General features: G+C 70.6%; 15 protein-coding genes. 8 read left to right on the top strand and 7 right to left on the bottom strand.

What is annotated here, in order from left to right; all coding sequences use genetic code 11:
• Nucleotides 1-25 precede the first annotated feature (25 nt).
• The 3 genes from kdpA (at nt 26) to kdpC (ending at nt 4,543) form a co-directional block, all read left to right on the top strand.
• Nucleotides 26-1,690, top strand: a complete 1,665-nt coding sequence (gene kdpA, locus ACWGDX_RS10940; protein WP_453624304.1) for a potassium-transporting ATPase subunit KdpA — start codon at nt 26-28, stop codon at nt 1,688-1,690.
• Complete coding sequence (gene kdpB / locus ACWGDX_RS10935; RefSeq protein ID WP_453624302.1) at nt 1,690-3,837, top strand: potassium-transporting ATPase subunit KdpB; 2,148 nt, start codon at nt 1,690-1,692, stop codon at nt 3,835-3,837. The genes kdpA and kdpB overlap by 1 nt, the downstream gene beginning before the upstream one ends.
• 70 nt (nt 3,838-3,907) lie before the next feature.
• A complete protein-coding gene (gene kdpC, locus ACWGDX_RS10930; protein ID WP_453624300.1) occupies nt 3,908-4,543 on the top strand; it encodes a potassium-transporting ATPase subunit KdpC in 636 nt (211 codons plus the stop codon).
• A gap of 78 nt (nt 4,544-4,621) precedes the next feature.
• On the opposite strand, the gene ACWGDX_RS10925 is transcribed toward kdpC, so the two are convergent.
• Complete coding sequence (locus ACWGDX_RS10925; protein WP_453624298.1) at nt 4,622-5,794, bottom strand: lysylphosphatidylglycerol synthase transmembrane domain-containing protein; 1,173 nt, start codon at nt 5,792-5,794, stop codon at nt 4,622-4,624.
• 219 nt (nt 5,795-6,013) lie between these two features.
• On the opposite strand from ACWGDX_RS10925, the gene ACWGDX_RS10920 reads away from it, so the two are divergent.
• Nucleotides 6,014-6,157: a hypothetical protein gene (locus ACWGDX_RS10920; protein WP_453624296.1), complete on the top strand. Its 144-nt coding sequence runs from the start codon at nt 6,014-6,016 to the stop codon at nt 6,155-6,157.
• A gap of 35 nt (nt 6,158-6,192) precedes the next feature.
• Here the strand turns inward: ACWGDX_RS10920 and ACWGDX_RS10915 are convergent, their stop codons facing one another.
• Nucleotides 6,193-6,357, bottom strand: coding sequence for a hypothetical protein (locus ACWGDX_RS10915; protein ID WP_453624294.1), 165 nt, complete (start codon nt 6,355-6,357; stop codon nt 6,193-6,195).
• Between the two features lie 420 nt (nt 6,358-6,777).
• Between ACWGDX_RS10915 and ACWGDX_RS10910 the strand changes: the two genes are divergently transcribed.
• Complete coding sequence (locus ACWGDX_RS10910; RefSeq protein WP_453624292.1) at nt 6,778-7,554, top strand: SDR family oxidoreductase; 777 nt, start codon at nt 6,778-6,780, stop codon at nt 7,552-7,554.
• 105 nt (nt 7,555-7,659) lie between these two features.
• Here ACWGDX_RS10910 and ligD read toward each other — a convergent pair whose 3' ends face one another.
• The 3 genes from ligD to ACWGDX_RS10895 all read right to left on the bottom strand — a co-directional run bounded on the left by ligD (nt 7,660) and on the right by ACWGDX_RS10895 (nt 10,913).
• On the bottom strand, nt 7,660-8,619 hold the full coding sequence (ligD, locus tag ACWGDX_RS10905; RefSeq protein WP_453624290.1) for a non-homologous end-joining DNA ligase: 960 nt from the start codon (nt 8,617-8,619) through the stop codon (nt 7,660-7,662).
• Nucleotides 8,620-8,797: 178 nt separating this feature from the next.
• A complete protein-coding gene (locus ACWGDX_RS10900) occupies nt 8,798-9,835 on the bottom strand; it encodes an aldo/keto reductase (protein ID WP_453624288.1) in 1,038 nt (345 codons plus the stop codon).
• A gap of 247 nt (nt 9,836-10,082) precedes the next feature.
• On the bottom strand, nt 10,083-10,913 hold the full coding sequence (locus ACWGDX_RS10895; RefSeq protein WP_453624286.1) for a class I SAM-dependent methyltransferase: 831 nt from the start codon (nt 10,911-10,913) through the stop codon (nt 10,083-10,085).
• A 131-nt stretch (nt 10,914-11,044) separates the two neighbouring features.
• On the opposite strand from ACWGDX_RS10895, the gene ACWGDX_RS10890 reads away from it, so the two are divergent.
• The 3 genes from ACWGDX_RS10890 (at nt 11,045) to ACWGDX_RS10880 (ending at nt 15,799) form a co-directional block, all read left to right on the top strand.
• Nucleotides 11,045-12,601 (top strand): histidine kinase, encoded by a 1,557-nt coding sequence (locus tag ACWGDX_RS10890; RefSeq protein WP_453624284.1) that lies wholly within the window; start codon nt 11,045-11,047, stop codon nt 12,599-12,601.
• A gap of 58 nt (nt 12,602-12,659) precedes the next feature.
• Nucleotides 12,660-13,316, top strand: a complete 657-nt coding sequence (locus ACWGDX_RS10885; RefSeq protein WP_453624282.1) for a response regulator — start codon at nt 12,660-12,662, stop codon at nt 13,314-13,316.
• Between the two features lie 173 nt (nt 13,317-13,489).
• Nucleotides 13,490-15,799, top strand: a complete 2,310-nt coding sequence (locus tag ACWGDX_RS10880; protein ID WP_453624280.1) for an ATP-binding protein — start codon at nt 13,490-13,492, stop codon at nt 15,797-15,799.
• Here ACWGDX_RS10880 and ACWGDX_RS10875 read toward each other — a convergent pair.
• Both ACWGDX_RS10875 and ACWGDX_RS10870 read right to left on the bottom strand, forming a co-directional pair.
• Nucleotides 15,688-16,509, bottom strand: a complete 822-nt coding sequence (locus ACWGDX_RS10875; protein WP_453624278.1) for a hypothetical protein — start codon at nt 16,507-16,509, stop codon at nt 15,688-15,690. The two genes, ACWGDX_RS10880 and ACWGDX_RS10875, sit on opposite strands and share 112 nt — an antisense overlap.
• Nucleotides 16,506-17,756, bottom strand: a complete 1,251-nt coding sequence (locus ACWGDX_RS10870; protein ID WP_453624276.1) for a hypothetical protein — start codon at nt 17,754-17,756, stop codon at nt 16,506-16,508. The genes ACWGDX_RS10875 and ACWGDX_RS10870 overlap by 4 nt, the downstream gene beginning before the upstream one ends.
• Nucleotides 17,757-18,030 lie beyond the last annotated feature (274 nt).

Raw genomic sequence — 18,030 nt, 5'->3', positions numbered from 1 at the left:
GAGGAAGGCCCAGGAAAGGTCCTCCATGAACGACACGCTCGCGGGGTGGCTTCAGATTCTCGCCCTCGTGGTGGCGCTCGCCCTCTCCTTCCGGCCGCTGGGCGACTACATGGCGTACGTTCTGACCTCGCCCCGGCACTGGCGGCTGGAGCGGCTGATCTACCGTCTCGGCGGAGTCTCCGGGGACGCCGACCAGACCTGGACCGCTTTCCTTCGCAGTGTGCTCGCCTTCTCGCTTGTCTCCGTACTGTTCCTGTACGGATTTCTTCGCCTCCAGAACCACTTCGTGCTCGCTCTCGATACCCCGGCCATGGACGCCGACCAGTCGTTCAACACGGCCGTCTCCTTCGTGACGAATACGAACTGGCAGTCGTACTCGGGTGAGTCCGCACTGGGCCATTTTGTCCAGATGGCGGGGCTCGCGGTCCAGAACTTCGTCTCCGCCGCCGTCGGTATCGCCGTGGTGGCCGCCCTGATCCGGGGATTCACCCGTCAGAAGACCGACCGGGTCGGCAATTTCTGGGTGGACCTCACCAGGATCGTGCTGCGCGTACTGCTGCCCGTCTGCGTGGTCTTCGCGATCGTGCTGGTGGCGTCGGGGGTGGTGCAGAACTTCCACGGGCCCCACGCGGTCCATACGCTCGCGGGCTCCACCCAGAGCATCCCCGGTGGTCCGGTCGCCTCGCAGGAAGTCATCAAGGAGCTGGGCACCAACGGCGGCGGTTTCTACAACGCCAACTCCGCCCATCCCTTCGAGAATCCGACCGGTTTCACCAACTGGCTGGAGATCTATCTGCTGCTGGTGATCGCCGTCGCGCTGCCGCGCACCTTCGGCACGATGGTCGGCGACCGGCGCCAGGGATACGCGATCGTCGGTGTGATGGCCCTGATCTGGGCCGCCTCCGTCGCCATCGTCACGGCCAACGAGCTGCACAGCGTGAGCAGTACGGCGGGCCACACGGCGGGCGGAATGCTGGAGGGCAAGGAGCAGCGCTTCGGTATCTGGTCCTCGGCACTCTTCGCGGTGTCCACCACGCTGACGTCCTGCGGGGCCGTCAACTCCTTCCACGACTCGTACACACCGGGCGGCGGCGGGATGACGATCTTCAATATGATGCTCGGCGAAATCGCGCCGGGCGGTGCGGGATCCGGGCTCTACGGCATTCTCGTCCTGGCGGTCGTGGCCGTCTTCGTGGCGGGGCTGATGGTCGGCCGCACCCCCGAGTATCTGGGCAAGAAGCTGCGCGGCCGGCAGATGAAGTTCGCCTCGCTCTATATCCTCACCACCCCCGCCGTGGTGCTGACCGGGGCGGGGATCGCCATGGCGCTGCCGGGGGAGCGGGCGGCGATGCTCAATCCGGGTCCGCACGGCTTCTCCGAAGTGCTCTACGCGTTCACCTCGGCCGCCAACAACAACGGCTCGGCCTTCGCGGGACTCTCCGCCAACACCGTCTGGTACAACTCCGCCTTAGGTCTGGCGATGCTCATCGGCCGCTACCTGCCCATGGTGTTCATCCTGGCGCTCGCCGGATCCCTGGCCGCCGAGCAGCCGGTGCCCGTCAACGCGGGGACGCTGCCCACGCATCGGCCGCTCTTCGTCGGCCTGCTCACCGGGGTGATCCTCATCGTCGTCGGCCTCACCTACTTCCCCGCGCTCGCGCTGGGCCCGCTCGCGGAAGGGCTGCGCTGATGCCCAGGAACCCGGACCCGCTCGCGCCGAACAAGCGCCGTATCTCCGGCGGGCTGCTGGACCCCGGACAACTGGTCACCTCGTTCCCCGACGCGCTGCGCAAGCTCGATCCCCGGGTCATGTTCCACAACCCCGTGATGTTCGTCGTGGAGGTGGGCGCGGTACTGACCACCCTCTCGGCGATCAGGAATCCCAGCGTGTTCGCCTGGGTGATCACCGTCTGGCTGTGGCTGACGACGGTCTTCGCCAATCTCTCCGAGGCCGTCGCCGAAGGCCGGGGCAAGGCACAGGCCGAGACGCTGCGCCGGACGAAGACGGACACCGTGGCGCGCCGGCTCCCCGGTGGCCGGCGGCCCGGCACACAGGCACCTGAGGAGGAGCGGGTGTCGGCCACCCAATTGCGGCTCGGCGATCATGTGGTCGTGGAGGCCGGCCAGATCATCCCGGGCGACGGCGATGTGGTCGAGGGCGTCGCGAGCGTGGACGAGTCGGCGATCACGGGGGAGTCGGCACCGGTCATCCGGGAATCGGGCGGGGACCGCTCGGCCGTGACCGGCGGTACGAAGGTGCTGTCCGACCGTATCGTCGTACGGATCACCTCCAAGCCCGGCGAGACCTTTATCGACCGGATGATCGCACTGGTCGAGGGCGCGGCCCGGCAGAAGACCCCCAACGAGATCGCGCTGAACATCCTGCTCGCCTCGCTGACGATCGTCTTCCTGATCGCGGTGGTGACCCTCCAACCGTTCGCGTTGTTCGCGCACGCCGAACAGTCGATCGTCATTCTGATCGCCCTGGTGGTGGCGCTGATCCCCACCACCATCGGGGCTCTGCTCTCGGCGATCGGGATCGCGGGGATGGACCGGCTCGTGCAGCGCAATGTACTGGCCATGTCGGGCCGTGCGGTCGAGGCGGCCGGTGATGTCAACACCCTGCTGCTCGACAAGACGGGCACGATCACCCTGGGCAACCGCCAGGCCGCCGAGTTCCTGCCGGTGGAGGGTGTCGGCGTCGAGGAACTGGCCGACGCCGCCCAGCTCTCGTCGATCGTGGACGAGACACCGGAGGGCCGTTCCATCGTCGTGCTCGCCAAGGAGCGGTACGCGCTGCGCGGCCGGGAGGAAGGCGAGCTGGCGGGCGCCGAGTTCGTACCGTTCACCGCGCAGAGCCGGATGAGCGGGGTCGATCTGACCCTCCCGGACGGCAGCCGCTCACTGCGCAAGGGGGCGGCCGCGGCGGTGATGCGGTGGGTGCGTGAGAACGGCGGGCAGGCCGTCTCCGGAGGCGGCGGGGCGACCGGTACCGCGATGAGCGCGGCCGGCGGGATCGTGGACGCCATCTCGGCGAGCGGCGGTACCCCGCTGGTCGTCGCCGAGACGACGGTGCGGGGTGGCATCCGCGGCGCGCGGGTGCTGGGGGTCGTCCATCTCAAGGACGTGGTCAAGGCGGGGATGCGGGAGCGCTTCGACGAACTGCGCCGTATGGGGATCAAGACCGTCATGATCACCGGCGACAACCCGCTGACCGCGCGGGCGATCGCGGAGGAGGCCGGGGTGGACGACTTTCTGGCCGAGGCCACTCCCGAGGACAAGATGGCGCTCATCAGAAGGGAGCAGGGCGGCGGAAAGCTGGTCGCGATGACGGGGGACGGTACGAACGACGCCCCGGCACTCGCCCAGGCGGATGTGGGTGTGGCCATGAACACCGGTACGTCGGCGGCCAAGGAGGCCGGGAACATGGTGGACCTGGACTCCAACCCGACGAAGCTGATCGAGATCGTCGCGATCGGCAAGCAGTTGCTGATCACGCGCGGTGCGCTGACGACATTCTCGATCGCCAATGACGTGGCGAAGTACTTCGCGATCATCCCCGCGATGTTCGCGGTCGTCCACCCGGGGCTCGACGACCTCAACATCATGCGGCTGCACAGCCCGGAGTCCGCGATCTCCTCCGCGATCATCTTCAACGCGCTGATCATCGTGGCGCTGATCCCGCTGGCCCTGCGGGGGGTCCGATACCGCCCGTCGTCGGCGTCCGCGCTGCTGAGGCGCAATATCTGGCTGTACGGACTGGGCGGGCTGATCCTGCCGTTCGTGGGGATCAAGGTGATCGATCTGATCATCCAGTTCATTCCCGGCCTGGGCTGACCGGCGAGAAGCGAGCGGTGAGGAACCACCGGCCATCGGCGCGAGGCCGACCGACGAGAAGGTGACTGCCATGCCCCTGTCTCTCCGTACCCGTACTCTCCTGCGGCACCATCTGTCGGCGCTGCGGATACTGCTCGTCCTCAGCGTGATCACCGGGCTCTGCTATCCGCTGGTGATCACGGGTATCGCCCAGGCGGCCTTCCCCTCCCAGGCCAACGGCTCGCTGCTCGGCGGGAACGGCGGGGCGACAGGGTCCCGGCTGATCGGTCAGAACTTCGATCTGCCGAAGCGGGCCGGGGGGCCGGGCGGGCCGGACCCCAAGTGGTTCCAGCCCCGCCCCTCGGCGGCGGGCCCCTCGGGATACGACCCGACCAGCTCGGGCGCCTCCAATCTGGGGCCCGACAATCCGGTCCTGATCAGGATGATCAGGGAGCGCAGGGCCGCGGTGGCCGCGTTCGACGGTGTACGGCCGAGCAGCGTGCCCGTCGACGCGCTCACCGCCTCGGGCTCGGGACTCGATCCCCATATCTCGCGCGCGTACGCGAACCAGCAGATCGACCGGGTGGCCGGGGTGCGCGGACTGAACCCGGCGATGGTACGGAAGCTGGTCGCCGCTCACACCGAGGGCCGCGGCGGCGGCTTTCTCGGGCACGGGGACGCCGTGAACGTGGTGGAGCTGAACCGGGATCTCGCCGGAGTGGAGTGACGAACCGGGTCGGGGCGGAGGCGGTGTCCGGAGGCGATCGGTGGATGTCCGGCGATCGATGGATGTCCCGGGACGGATCTACTGGTCGTGGGGCTCCTGGCCCGGTTCGTGTTCCTGCCTCTGCCTCTGTCCCTGTCCCTGCCTCTGTCCCTGCTCCTGCTGTGGCTGTTGTTGTGGCCGTTGCTTCGGCTTCCGTGCCGCGCCGTCGCGTTTCAGGGTCAGTACGAGCCCGCTCGCCCAGCCGATCGGCTGAAGGGCCCAGAAACTCACCACCCGGTAGAGAAGCGTCACCGCGATCGCCTGTTCGGCGCTCATCCCGTAGAGAACGAGCAGCGCCGTAAGGCTCGTCTCGACCACGCCGAGACCTCCCGGCGTAAGGCGCAGGCTGCCCGCGAACTGTGTCAGCCCGTACGCCACGATGATTCCCGGCCATGGAACCTGGATTCCGAGACTCCATGTGGCGGCGATCAGACAGCCCAGATCGAATCCCCAATTGAGAAGTGCCAGGGCGAACGGCCAAACCCAGGGGCGTACCCCCGGCCGCGTACTGTGGATCTGCCGGCCCAAGCGGGTCAGTGACTCCTCGATGTCGAAGAGCCGTCGGGACCGCAGACCGACGCGCCGCCAGATACGCCACACGCGCCGTCGCACCCGGGGAAACCGGGACAGGCCGATCGCCGCGCCCACCACCACGACCGCGAGGACGAGCAGACCGACGACCAGCGGCAGCGCCCCGGAGACAGGCCCCGCCGAACCGCTCGCCAGCACGCCGGCCAACAGCAGTACGAGCAGACTCAGCGCGGACAGCAGGCCCGAGAGCGCCAGTACGGTCCCCGCCAGTACCTGCCCCACCCCCCAGCGGCGCAGCTTCCTGAACACCCACGCCACGGCGAACGCCGCTCCGCCCGGCAGCGCCCCGGCGATGGCGTTGGCCGTCAGCACGATGGCGGAGACCCCCCACAACCGCAGCCGCGCCCCGCCCGCGCGCAACAGCCACTGCTGAAGCATGGCCACACAGAGCAGGGAAGCCGCCTCGAACGCGGCGGCAAGGATGAGTCGTGACGGCCGCACGTGTCTGATGAGGCCGACCGCGGTGACCAGTTCGTGCCGTTTTGTAATAGTGACGACCGCGGCCGCAGCGACGAGAACGGCGGCCACCACCCACCAGATGGGCCGCACCCTGGGGGGCGCCGCAGGCTCCGGCCCCTCGTTCTCCCCCTGCTGATCCTGCCCCCGCTGGTGGGCCTCCACGGTGTTCACGATACGACGCCGACCCGAGGCGTACCCGTGTCTGGCGCGCGCCTTCTATCATCAAGATCGTCAATCCGCAAACCGGCCCCGAGCAGCGATAAACCGCCGATAGGGTTGCGTTCGCGGGGGCCGACAGCGGGTTCTCCGGGACCCCTTGAGCTCAAGAGGAGTAGCGTGATCCGTCGTTGTACGACCACCACCGCCAAAGTCTTCTGTGTCATGTCTGCCGTCGCTGTGATCGGGATCGCCGGGGCGTCGAGCACCGCCGCCGACTCGTCCGGGGAATCGAGGGCCGCCGAGATGACTCCGTCGCGATGGATGTGGCTGGAACCGGCGGACTCGGACAGCCGCGTGAACGCCTGACACCCCTGTTCCCTGCCTGGCCGCGCCGCTCCCGCTCAGCGGAATTCCGCGAGAGGAGCGGTGACGGCCTCCCGCCGGCACTCCCGGTGGCCGCTCGCGTGGAGCCGGTAGTACACCGTCTCGCGCCGCTCCTCATCGGCGGTGCCGTCGTGGCCACCGATGGTGTGGGCGAAGCAGGTAGTACGCGAACAGCAGGCCACGGTGGGCCGCGCCCTCACTGTCACTTCGGGTGGGGGCGCAACCCGTAAGCGCGCGCGTCGCCTCGCTCAACCCCACGGCGGCGGCTTCATGGTCAACAGACTTCTCGCAGCGGACGGCCGCATGAGGGGCGCGGGGCCTGAAACCGTGACTCCACGGTGCACCGGCCCTGCCCGAGGCCGAGCTGCGGATGACGGGCGACGGGTGAGTGGCGCGGTCCTGTTCGGGGCGGGCGTCGTACTCGTCGTACTCGCCGCGGCCTCCGGCGCTGCGCGCGGCGCCCGGCGGTGGTGTGCTGGAAGGGGCTGGAAGTCGGGCGGGGCCGATGGTCCGGTGGGCCGCGGCCTCTCCCTTTCCCCCTTCCTCCACCACACAGATCTCCACAGCACGGGATCGACACCGTCTCGGAAGGTGTGCTCATCATGTCCACTCAAAACCCCGCCAAGCCCCTGCACGGCCGCGTGGCGGTCATCTGCGGCGCTTCCAGCGGCATCGGCGAAGCCTCGGCCGAGCATCTGGCGGCGCTGGGCGCGAAGATCGCGGTGCTGGCGCGGCGCGCGGAGCGGCTGGACGATCTGGTCGCCCGCATCGAGAAGAACGGTGGCACCGCGCTGGCGCTCGCCGCCGACGTGACCGAAGCCGAGGAGGTGCAGAGCGCCGCCGACCAGGTGGAAGCCGAGCTGGGCAGCGCCGACCTGCTGTTCAACAACGCGGGGGTCATGCTGCCCGCCCCGGTCGAGGAACTGCGCACGGACCAGTGGCGGCAACAGATCGACGTCAATATCACCGGGCTGATGAACGCCATCGGCGCGTTCACCCCGCAACTGGTCAAAGCCGCCGGTCAGCGCGGCGTGGCGGATCTGATCAACACCTCGTCGGTCGCGGCGCAGAACATCTTCCCGAACTTCGCCGTCTACTCCGGCACCAAGGCCTATGTCACGCATCTCTCCCGGCATCTGCGGGTCGAGCTGGGCCCGAAGAACGTCCGGGTGGCCGCGATCGAGCCGGGCATAGTCGGCACCGAGTTGCAGGACCATGTCACCGACCAGGGCGCACAGGACTGGCTGGCCGGTTCCAGGAAGACGATGGAGTGGCTCACCCCGGAGGACATCGCGGAGACCATCGGCTTCATCGCCACACTGCCGCCTCGGGTCAACCTCCAGCAGGTCACGATCATGCCGACCGGGCAGCCGAGCTGACGCGAAAGGGCATGCGCGGTGAAGGCCAGGGGTCCTGGCCTCGCAGCCCAGTCCGCCACGTACGCAGCCAGGTCCGTCACGCGCGATCAGCCCGGTCCGTCGCGATCAGCCCAGTCCGTCACGCGTCAGATCGCTCCTCAGCCGGTGCCAGACCGGGCTGCGCAGACGGCCCCCCGCCGTCCAGCCGGCCATGGTGATCTCGGCGACCAGTCGGGGCTCGACCCAGTGCGCGGGAAGCTCCACCGGGTTCATGAAGGGTGACGTTTCACGCGGGATGACCGCCAGGAGCCGGGCGAGATCATGCCGTTCGAGCGCGGAGAAGCCCGAGCCGACGGACCCGACGTAACGGAGCCCCTCCGGCGCCTCCACACCGGCCAGGACGGCGCCGGGAAGACCGGTGATCCCCCCTCGGCCCTCCGTCCAGCCTCCGATGAGGACGTCCTGCGCGGGCGTGTGCTTGATCTTGCGCCACTGGTCGGAGCGTATGCCGGGGGTGTACGGGGACAACAGCCGCTTCGCGACCAGGCCCTCGAACCCCGCCCGCAGGGTGATGTCCCAGGCCCGCTGTCCGTGGCCCACCGCATAGCCGGGCACCGAGGAGTGCGGGCCCGCGAGTCCCAGTCCGGACAGGACGGACCTGCGGTCCCGGTACGGGAGCGCCAGCAGCGGCCGGCCGTCGAGGTGCATGACATCGAACAACACCAGATGGACGGGGTACTTCACGGCCAGTTGAGCCGCCCGGCGCGGGTTGACCACGCCCATCCGCCGTTGCAGAAGGCCGAAATCGGGACGGCCGTCGGACAGGGCCACGACCTCGCCGTCGAGCACGGCCGGCCGGCCGCCGAGCAGTCGGCCGAGTTCGGCGAGTTCCGGGTACCGCGCGGTCACGTCGTCCCCCGCCCGGGTACTCAGCCGCGGTGACCCGTCATGTGCCACGGCGACAACGCACCGTGCGCCGTCCCACTTGGTCTCGAACGCCCACTCCGCTTCCTCCCCGACGCCGGGCAGCGGGCCGGGCGTGGCCAGCATCGGTCTGATGACGGGAAGCGGTTCGAGCGGCTCCATACCTTCGATGGTCACGCCGTTCGCGGACGCCCGCATCGGAGACGCCCGCAGGGGAGACGCCCACATGGGGCGCCTTCTCGGCCGGGGCCTCTCGTGCGGGCGCACTCGTGGCCGACGCCTTCGTATCAAAGGACTCGTAGCCGACGCCCCCGTATCGAAAGGTCCGTAACGGAGCGGGTCAGGAGGCCGCGGGCCTGATGCCGATCCTGGCCGATATCCGTGCCAGCTCGGCGTCGTCGGAGACGCCCTGAAAATCGGTGCGCGGTGTGTACGGGGCCTCCAGCGCGGCCCTCTCGTCCTCGGTCAGCTCGATCTCCAGCGAGGCCACGGCGTCCTCCAGGTGGGACGGCTTGCTCGCGCCCACGAGCGGGGCGACGACGACGGGGTTGTGGCGCAGCCACGCCAGCGCGATCTGTGCTCGGCTGACCCCCCGGTCCTTGGCGATGGCCTCGACCGCGTCGATGATGGCGCGGTCGCTCGACTCCTGGGTGTAGAGCATGTCGGCGAACGGATCGCTCGCCGACCTGCCCGTCGCGGCGTCGCTCGCGCGGGCCAGACGTCCACGGGCGAGCGGGCTCCACACGATCGTGCCGACCCCCTCGTCCGCGCAGAGCGGCAGCATCTCCCGCTCCTCCTCACGGGCGAGGAGGTTGTAGTGGTCCTGCATCGAGACGAACCGCGCCCAGCCGTGCTGCCGCTGGAGGTGCAGCAGCTTGCTGAATTCCCACGCGTGCATCGAGGAGGCCCCGATGTAACGGGCCTTGCCGGCCTTCACCACATCGTGCAGGGCCTCCAGCGTCTCCTCGATCGGGGTCGCGTTGTCCAGACGGTGGATCTGGTAGAGGTCGACATAGTCGGTGCCGAGCCGACGCAGACTGTGGTCGATCTCGGCGAAGATCGCCTTGCGCGACAGACCGGCGCCGTTGGGCCCCGGTCGCATCGGGTGCCGGACCTTGGTGGCGATGACGACCGCGTCACGGTCCGCGAAGTCCTTCAGGGCGCGGCCGACGATCTCCTCGCTGGAACCCTGTGAGTACATGTTCGCGGTGTCGAAGAAGTTGATGCCCGCCTCGATCGCCTGCTTGATGAGCGGACGGCTCCGCTCCTCGGTCAGCGACCAGGTGGGGTGGCCCCGGTCGGGCTCGCCGTAGGTCATGCACCCGAGGGCGATGGGTGATACGTCGAGCCCGGTGGAGCCGAGTTTGATGTAGCGCATGGTGCTCTCCTGGTGCGGTGGTCGAGGCGCGTCGAGGATGCGGGAGGTCCGCGGCGAGCAGGCATCCTTCGACAGCCCGGCCAGCCCGGCCTACGCCGCTCCGCGTTCCGTGTTCGCTGAAACGGAGACCTCTCCGAACACCGGTGACGCTACCGGAGAGGTCTCCGGTAGGCAACACCCCGACATCCACCTGGCCCCGGCAATCACATACGCGCCGCCCCTTGCCCGTATGGCCGGCCTCGGCAGGTCATCCCTTCGACGGACCCGACGGACCCGACGGACCCGACGCACCCGACGCGCCGGACGGAACGGACAGGTTCCAGACGCGCGCGGGCGGGACATTGGCCCACACCGTGCGGTAACCGGTGGCGTGGGTCCGCTGGAACGAGTCGAGTACATGCGCCACCCCGCCGTGCCGCGCCAGGCTCCGCGAGGACCCCGTCAGCGCGCGCAGCCGCGCGGTGCCGCGGTAGCCGAAATACGTCAGATGCCCGCCAGGTCTGAGCGCCGAGAGGTACTGGGTCAACAGGTCGGCGACCTCCTCCGGGCGGAAATTGGCGAACGGCAGCCCGGAGACGATCACGTCGTACCGCGCCTCGGGATCGATCTCCGCCACCGGCTTGGCGATCAGACCTATACGCCCCCCGTGGACCGCCAGCCGGGGGTCCGTACGCAGATCCGCCTCCAGCACCCGCGCGAAACGGGGGTTGGACTCGACCAGATCCAGCGTGTCGTCGGGGCCCAGCAGATCGGCCAGCACCCGCGAGACCGCGCCGGTCCCCGCCCCGACCTCAAGCACGGCGCGTGGCCGCCCGGCGGGGTGCGCCAGCGGCGCGGCGAGTGCCTCGGCGAGGCGCCGGCCGCTCGGGGTCACGGCTCCGGTGGTGTGGAAGGTCCGGAACATCTCGGCGAAGAACACCCGCCGGTCGGCGAACCGGCGGGCCGGGCTCCGTACAAAAGCGGGCGTACGCGCGCGCCGCGCCGGGACCGCCGGGGTGTGGGGCCCCGGCGCGCGGCCTTCCGGGGTGCGGGGTTCTGGAACACGGGGACCTGTGGTGCGGGGCGGAGAAAGAGCCATGCCAAGAACGCTAGGGAGCTCCGGACAGCGGGAAATCGGCTGTTGTGCGACGGCGGTGTACGACGAAAGTCGGGGGTGCCGGTACCCGTTCGTCGGGGTACGGCACTTTCGCGCGTCCCTAGGATGACAAGGTGAGATCCGAGCCTGGACGCAGTGTTCCGATGTGGGTGGAGGCACCTTCCGCGGTGGCGCTCGCCCTGATGTCCCTGCTGGAAGGCTTCCGGTCGGCCGGTGGCACACTGGCCGATCCCGCGCCCTGGGTGGGCGTGGTCGCCTCGTTCTACGCGCTCGGCCGCTATCGGCTTCCCCGCACCGTGGCGGCCCTCGCGCTGGTGTCGGTCGCCCTGGGCTGTGTGCTGCCCCTCCTGGTGACGCTGTACCACTTCGCCTCGCGCAACCGGTTGCGCGAGGTGTGGGTGTGTCTGGGAGTCGCTGTCATCGCCGGGCTGCCGTGGCTCGCCCTCGCGCTGGTGCGGGAGCAGTCGCTCCTCGAAGGGCGCATCGGCACCTGGACCGGCTTCGGCAATCCCGTACTCGCGGGCCTGGCGCTGGCCCTCGGAATGTGGGCGGGCAGCCGGCGCCGGCTGATGGAGGCGTTGAAGGACCAGGTCGAACAGTTGCGGGTGGAGCGCGAACTCCGCGCGGAACAGGCGCGATCCGCGGAGCGGGCCCGGATCGCCCGTGAGATGCACGACGTACTCGCCCACCGGCTGAGTCTGCTGATGCTGCACACCGGGGTGCTCCAGGTGCAGGCGGAGACGCTGCCACCGGCCGTCGTGGCACGGATCGCCCTGCTGCGGGGGACGGCCGGACAGGCGCTGGCCGATCTGCGCGAGGTGCTGGGGGCGCTGCGCTCGGACGAGCCCGGGGAGAGCGGCATCGGGGAGAGCCACGCTGCGGAAAGCGATGCTGTGAAGTCCGGTGAGCTGGGGGAGACCAGGGAGACCAGCGAGACGCGGGTGCCCGGGAAGATCGGGGAGACCGCCGCGCGGACACCCGAGGTCATGGACGCGGCCACGAACGCGGCTTCCGACGGGGTTACTGCTGACGGGACGCCTGGGGGCACGCTCCAGGGTGCGCCTGGATTCGCGCCGGGGTTCGCGCCGGCGGTCACCCCCGGAGACACACTTCGGGGCGCGCCCGGGGGAACACCCCGGGCGACAGGGCGTAAGGCCGCCATACCCGCCCCCGCGCTCCAGGATCTCGCCGAACTGCTCGCCGAGGCACGCGCCGCGGGTCAGCGGATCGAGTCGGAGATCTCCGGTGACGCCGGGAACACCTCCACCAGTCACCGGCTGGCGGTGCACCGGCTCGTACGGGAAGCACTGACCAACGCCCGTAAACACGCGCACGCGACGGCGGTCGGAGTGCGTGTGCACTACGGGTGGCCGGCGACAACGGTCGAAGTGGTCAACGGACCGGCCGTGAAGGTGGAGGACGACTCCGTGGGCACCGTCAACAGCGCGCCCGGTTCGACCCGTGGCTACGGCCTGATCGGTCTGGCCGAGCGGGTCTCGGCGCTCGGTGGTCATCTGCACGCCGGTGCCACCGGCGGCGGCTGGCGGCTCTCCGCACGGCTGCCGGTCTCCTCGGCCGATCCCTCCCGGACCGCCCTCTCACGGGCGGCCCTCTCCCGGGCCGTCCTCCCGCGACCGACGTCCTGCTCCCGACTGGTGCCCCGCTCATGACCAACGCGCCGCTCGCGGCCGACATCCCGCTCGCGGCCGACGCCCTGGTGGCCGATTCGTGATCAACGTACTCGTGGTCGACGACGACGCCCTGGTGCGGCTCGGCCTGGTCGATCTGCTGGCCACCGACCCGGAGCTCACCGTCGTCGCCGAGGCGGCGGACGGACTGGCCGCCATCGAAGAGGCGGGCAGGCACCGGGTCGATGTCGCCCTCGTGGACGTACGGATGCCACGCATGGACGGCATCACCGCGACCCGCCACCTCCGCGCGCTCCCGGCTCCGCCCCGGGTGATCACCCTCACCACCTTCGATCTGGACGAGTACGTGTACGACGCGCTCACCGCCGGCGCGGACGGCTTCCTGCTCAAGGACACGGATCCGCGCGAGATCATCCGGGCGGTCCATGTGGTGGCCGCCGGCCAGGGCATGCTGCACCCGGCCGCCGCCCGCCGTCTGATCGACCGCTACCACCACGCCGCGCGCCCCGCCGCGCTGGCGGCGCGCGGCAGGATCTCCCGGCTCACGCCCCGTGAGGCCGACGTACTGGCCAGGCTGGCCCTCGGTGACTCCAACGCGGAGATCGCGACAGCCCTCGGGATGCGTGAGAGCACCGTAAAGGCACATGTCAGCCGAATTCTGACCGCGCTCGGCACGGGCAACCGCGTCCAGGCGGCACTGCTGGCCCGCGACGCGGGGCTCGGCGACCACGGCTGACGGCGCGCTGGCCGACGGCGAGGGCACGTCGACACGTCAACGACACGGCGCAGTCAAAAGCGCCAACAAAAGCGCACGTTCCCGATCGGTTGTGATTCCGAAGGGCCGTACGGAAAGGATGATTGGCAGGGACAGACAGTCGGACAGATAGTCACAGGTGCGGAGGGGGACAGGTGCGGGGGCCTGAAGAGGGGCAGGAGAGACGCGACCACAACGAGCTGAGCGGCACGGTGTACGGCCCCGCCATCCAGGCCGGCACGGTGTACGGCGGGATCCACATCCGTACCGAAGCCGCGGCCGGAGCCGGGGCGGGGGCCGGGCCCATGGCCGGGGCGGGTACGCCACACGTGCCGTGGCAGCTCCCGCCGTCGGTGGCCATCACCGACCGCACGGCCGAACTGGACGCGCTGGAGCGCCACCGCGCCCGCGCCGCGCAGGAGGGCCATCCCACACTCGCGGCGATCAGCGGTCTGGGCGGGGTCGGCAAGACGGCGGTCGCGCTCGCCTGGCTGCACACGCTGCGCTCGCACTTCCCCGGCGGCCAGCTCTACGCGGATCTGGGCGCCCAGTCACCGGCCGGCCCCGCGACCCCGGCCGAGGTGGTCAGCGGATTCCTGCGCGCGCTGGGCGTACCGACCCAGCAGGTGCCCGTGGCGTTCCCCGAACAGGCCGCGCTGTACCGGTCGTTGACGGCGGGCAGACGGCTTGTCGTCCTGCTCGACGACGCCGCCACCGCGGCGCAGGTCAGACCGCTGCTGCTGGGCGGCCAGAATGTGACGGCCGTGACCAGCCGCTGGCGGATGCCGGGACTGACCGTCGACGGCTGCTACCCCGTCCATCTGGGCCCTCTCGCCCCGGAAGCGGCGGTCGAGCTGCTGGAGGTCACCCTCGCGGACGGCCGGGTGGCGGCGCAGCCCGACGAGGCGCGCGCCCTGGTCGAGCTGTGTGCCGGACTGCCGCTCGCGGTCCGCGTCGCCGGGGCCCGGCTCGCGGCGCGCCCACGGCGCGGAATCGCCACGATGGTGCGCGCGCTGACCGAGGAGCACGACCGGCTGGAGGCGCTGGCCATCGAGGGCGACCACAATGTGCGGGCGGCGCTTGACCTGTCGTACCAGGGACTGCCGCCTGCGGCGGCCCGGCTCTACCGGCTGCTGGGGCTGCACCCGGGGCCCGAGTTCGGCGGCGCCGCGGCGAACGCGGTGCTGGCGGGGGACGCGACGGAACTGCTCGACGTACTGCACGACGCGAATCTGCTCGTCGACACGGGTGGCGGGGGCGAATCCCCTGCCGGAGGCCCCGCCGCTACCGCCACAGCCACGGCCACCGGCGCCGACGCGAGCACGAGCACCAGCCGCGGAATCCGCGTCGAGGAGGATCGTTACCGCTTCCACGCGCTCGTACGGCTGCACGCCGCCGCGAAAGCACGCGAGGACGAGCCCCCGTCGGAGCGCGAGGCCGCCCTGCGGCGTATCGCGGACCACTACCTCGCGAGCGCCACACGCGCGGAGGAGATCATCGACCCCCAGCACCTCACCATGGACCGCGACTACGACAACGAGCCGGTCGGCGTCGCGGACTTCGGCGACGACCCCGAATCCGCGCTGGACTGGCTGGAGCGCGAACTGCCCAATCTGATGGCGGTGATCCGTCTCGCGCGCCCGGCCGGTTTCCCCTCGGTCGGCTGGCAGCTCACCGACGCGCTGTGGCCGCTCTTCCTGCGGCGCAAGTTCTACGAGCAGTGGCGCGCCGCCCACGAGGAAGGGCTGCTCGCGGCACGGCAGTTGGAGAACCGGGCGGCGGAGTGCCGGATGCTCACCTCCGGCGGGGTGGGCGAGCTGGGGATGGGCGGCCATGAACGGGCCTTGGAGATGTTCGAGCAGGCGGCCGAGGTGTTCCGCGCCGACGGGGACGCGCTGGGCCACGCCCGTACGCTCAATTACCGGGGGCTCGCGCACCAGCGACTCGGGCACCTGGACCGGGCCGCCGAGTTCTTCCGGCTCGCCGCCCGGGAGTTACCCGGGTGCGGTGACCCACGGGCCGGTGGTCTGGCCCGGCTGAACCTCGCCGATGTCGCCCTCGCGCGAGGGCTCCACGAGGAGGCGGCCACCGACGCCGACGCCGCGTACAGCACGCTGCGGGACGAGGGCGACCCGTACAACGCGGCACGCGCGGCCACCCTGCTCGGCCGCGCGTATCTGGGCCTGGACCGGCTCGACCGGGCGGAGGACCGGCTCACCACGGCGCTGAGCGCGCTGCGCGCCGTGGGAGCCGACTACGAGACCGCCCGCGCGCTGGAGAGCCTGGGTGGGCTCGCCGAACGACGCGGGCAGCCGGGCCTCGCGAGAGACCGCTACCGGGAGTCGCTGGATCTCTACTCCGCGGCGGGACGGTCGGAATCGGGCAGTGCGCGGACGGTACGGGCGGCGCTCGGGCGGCTGGAGGAACAGCCGCCGCCCGAGGCACGGTCGGACGAGCAACCGTAGGCGCACTCGGAGGTGCGCTTGGAGATGCGATCGGACGAGCGATCGGACGAACGGTCGGGGGTGCAGTCGGAGGCGCGGTCGAACGTGCAGTCGGATAAACGGTTGGACGAGCGGTCGGACGAACCTCCGGGTGGCTGACAGGAGCGTGGCGGCAGGAGTCGTACAGTCGCCGACGCCAGCTCCGCCCAGGGCAGCCCCGCCACCAGCCAGGTGTGGGCCAGCGAGGCCCAGACCCCCCAGGGCGGTGCCGGCACCGACCGTGGTGCTCGCAGCGTCAGTTCGGTGCCGCCGGGCCCGACCCGCAGCCGGCACACGGATCCCAGGCGCACCCCCACCACCAGCGCGCCCGGATGGCATTCGGCCGACTCCGCCAGGTGGGACCGCGCCGTACACGGCTCCGTGGCACTCCGGGCCCCTTCGCAGTCACTCAGCAGTACGTCGGCGAGCAGGGGCCACGGTCCGCGCGCCGGAAGTCCGACGCGCAGATGTTCGTCCACGACCGGTGCACCCGTGTCGGGGTGCACCAGCGCCACACGGATATGACGTACGGCCTCGAACACCACCGTTCCGGACACGACCGTCGCCGGGACGACCACGGTCTCCGAGACAACCACCGTCAGCCCCGTCAGCCCCGTCGACCCCATCGCCCCTGTCCACCCCGTCGGCCCTATCGCCCCCGCCAGCCCCATCGGCCCCATCGGCCCCGTCATGACGCCACGCTGCCCGGCTCGTCGTACCGCAACGTGACCGGCAGTCGCGCGGGTTCGGTGGTCGGCCGTACGGCGGGCGCGCGCAGCCGCAGTTTCCGGTAGATCAGCGCGCGCATCTTCTGGGCGAACCGGCCGGGTTCCGAAGTGATCCGCGCCGCGACCTGTTCGTACTGCCCCGCGCGGTACGTGGCCGAGCTGCGGTCGAGCTGTCTGCGCAGCGGACGGTCACGGAGCCGGGGCGCGAAGGACCGCAGCTCGGCCATCGGTGATCCGGGATCCAGATCCGGGTCGGAGAAGCCGGCCATCAGTACGGGAGCGCCGGTCATCGTGCCGTACAGGCAGATGGAACCGTGGTCGCCCACGATGTAGTCGGCGGCGGCGACCGCCCCCACCCAGTCGCCGTACTGGCTCATCACGATGAGCCCCGCGCGGGCGAGTCCGGCCAGCCAGCTGCGGATCGACCACTCGCTGTGGGCGTTCCACACATTCGGATGCAGCAGGGCGGCGACCCGGAACTCATCCCTGGGCAGCTCCGTGACCAGCCGCTCCAGCAGTTCCGTCCCCTGTCCCAGCAGTGAATGCGGGCCCCAGGTGGAGCAGGCGAGCACCAGTCGCTGCCGGCCCCTGACGCCCAGGGACTCACGGTAGAGCGCCCGCGAGGGCAGGCTCGCGATCATGCGGTCGAAGCACGGATCACCGACCACCTCCGCGGCGGGCAGCGCCTCGGGGCACTCACGGCCGAGGCGGGTCAGCTCCTCCTCGTGCGCCAGAACGATCGACTCGGCCACCACCGTGCCGTCCTTGATCAGCCGCTGCCTGCTCAGTCCGTACACCCCGCGCTCCGCCACCTGGCGCCCGCGCCGTCCACCGGGAGTGATCTTGTTGTGTCCGGCGCCGTGCGGCAGCACGATCACCGGGGCGTGCAGTTCGTGCAGGCTGCCATGGGCAGCGGCCAGCGCGAGATCGAACGAGAGCTGTACGGCCTGGCTCCACGGCAGTACCAGCCCCTTCAGCTCCTCCAGGAAGGAGGCCACACCGTTGCTGAAGACATCGGGCGCGGCGGTGAAGAACACCTGCACCCGCGCGTCACCCTCGAGCAGCCGGATCACGTCGAGCAGCCGCTGCCCGGCGATCACCGTATGGACCACGGCCAGAATCTTCCTGCGGATCCGGCGTGTGGCCCAGCGTTCGACGTCCAGACGCACCGGCACAGGAGGCCAGTGCGCTTCCAGACTTGTCACACTCATCGTTTCCGTCCCCCGTAACTCTGCTCCGGCCGATGCGTCGGCCGGTTGGGCCGCGAGGATTCACGGCCCAGAGACAGAGGTCCCCCGGCGGGTGGACGGCGGGCTTGCGGGAATCCTGCACTCCACGTGCGGCGGGCGCGGGGCCGGGCGCAGGACGGGTCTCGGGGCCGGGGCGGGGCCGGGCGCAGGGTGGGGTTCGGGGTCGGAGCGGGGCCTGGCTCGGGGCGGGAGCGGGGCCGGGCTCGGGATCGGAGCGGCACTCCGCGCCCTCGGC

The sequence above is a fragment of the Streptomyces sp. NPDC055025 genome (assembly GCF_053608565.1).
Note: the sequence above shows the minus strand (reverse complement) of the source record. Positions and strands in the feature narration are given on the sequence as shown.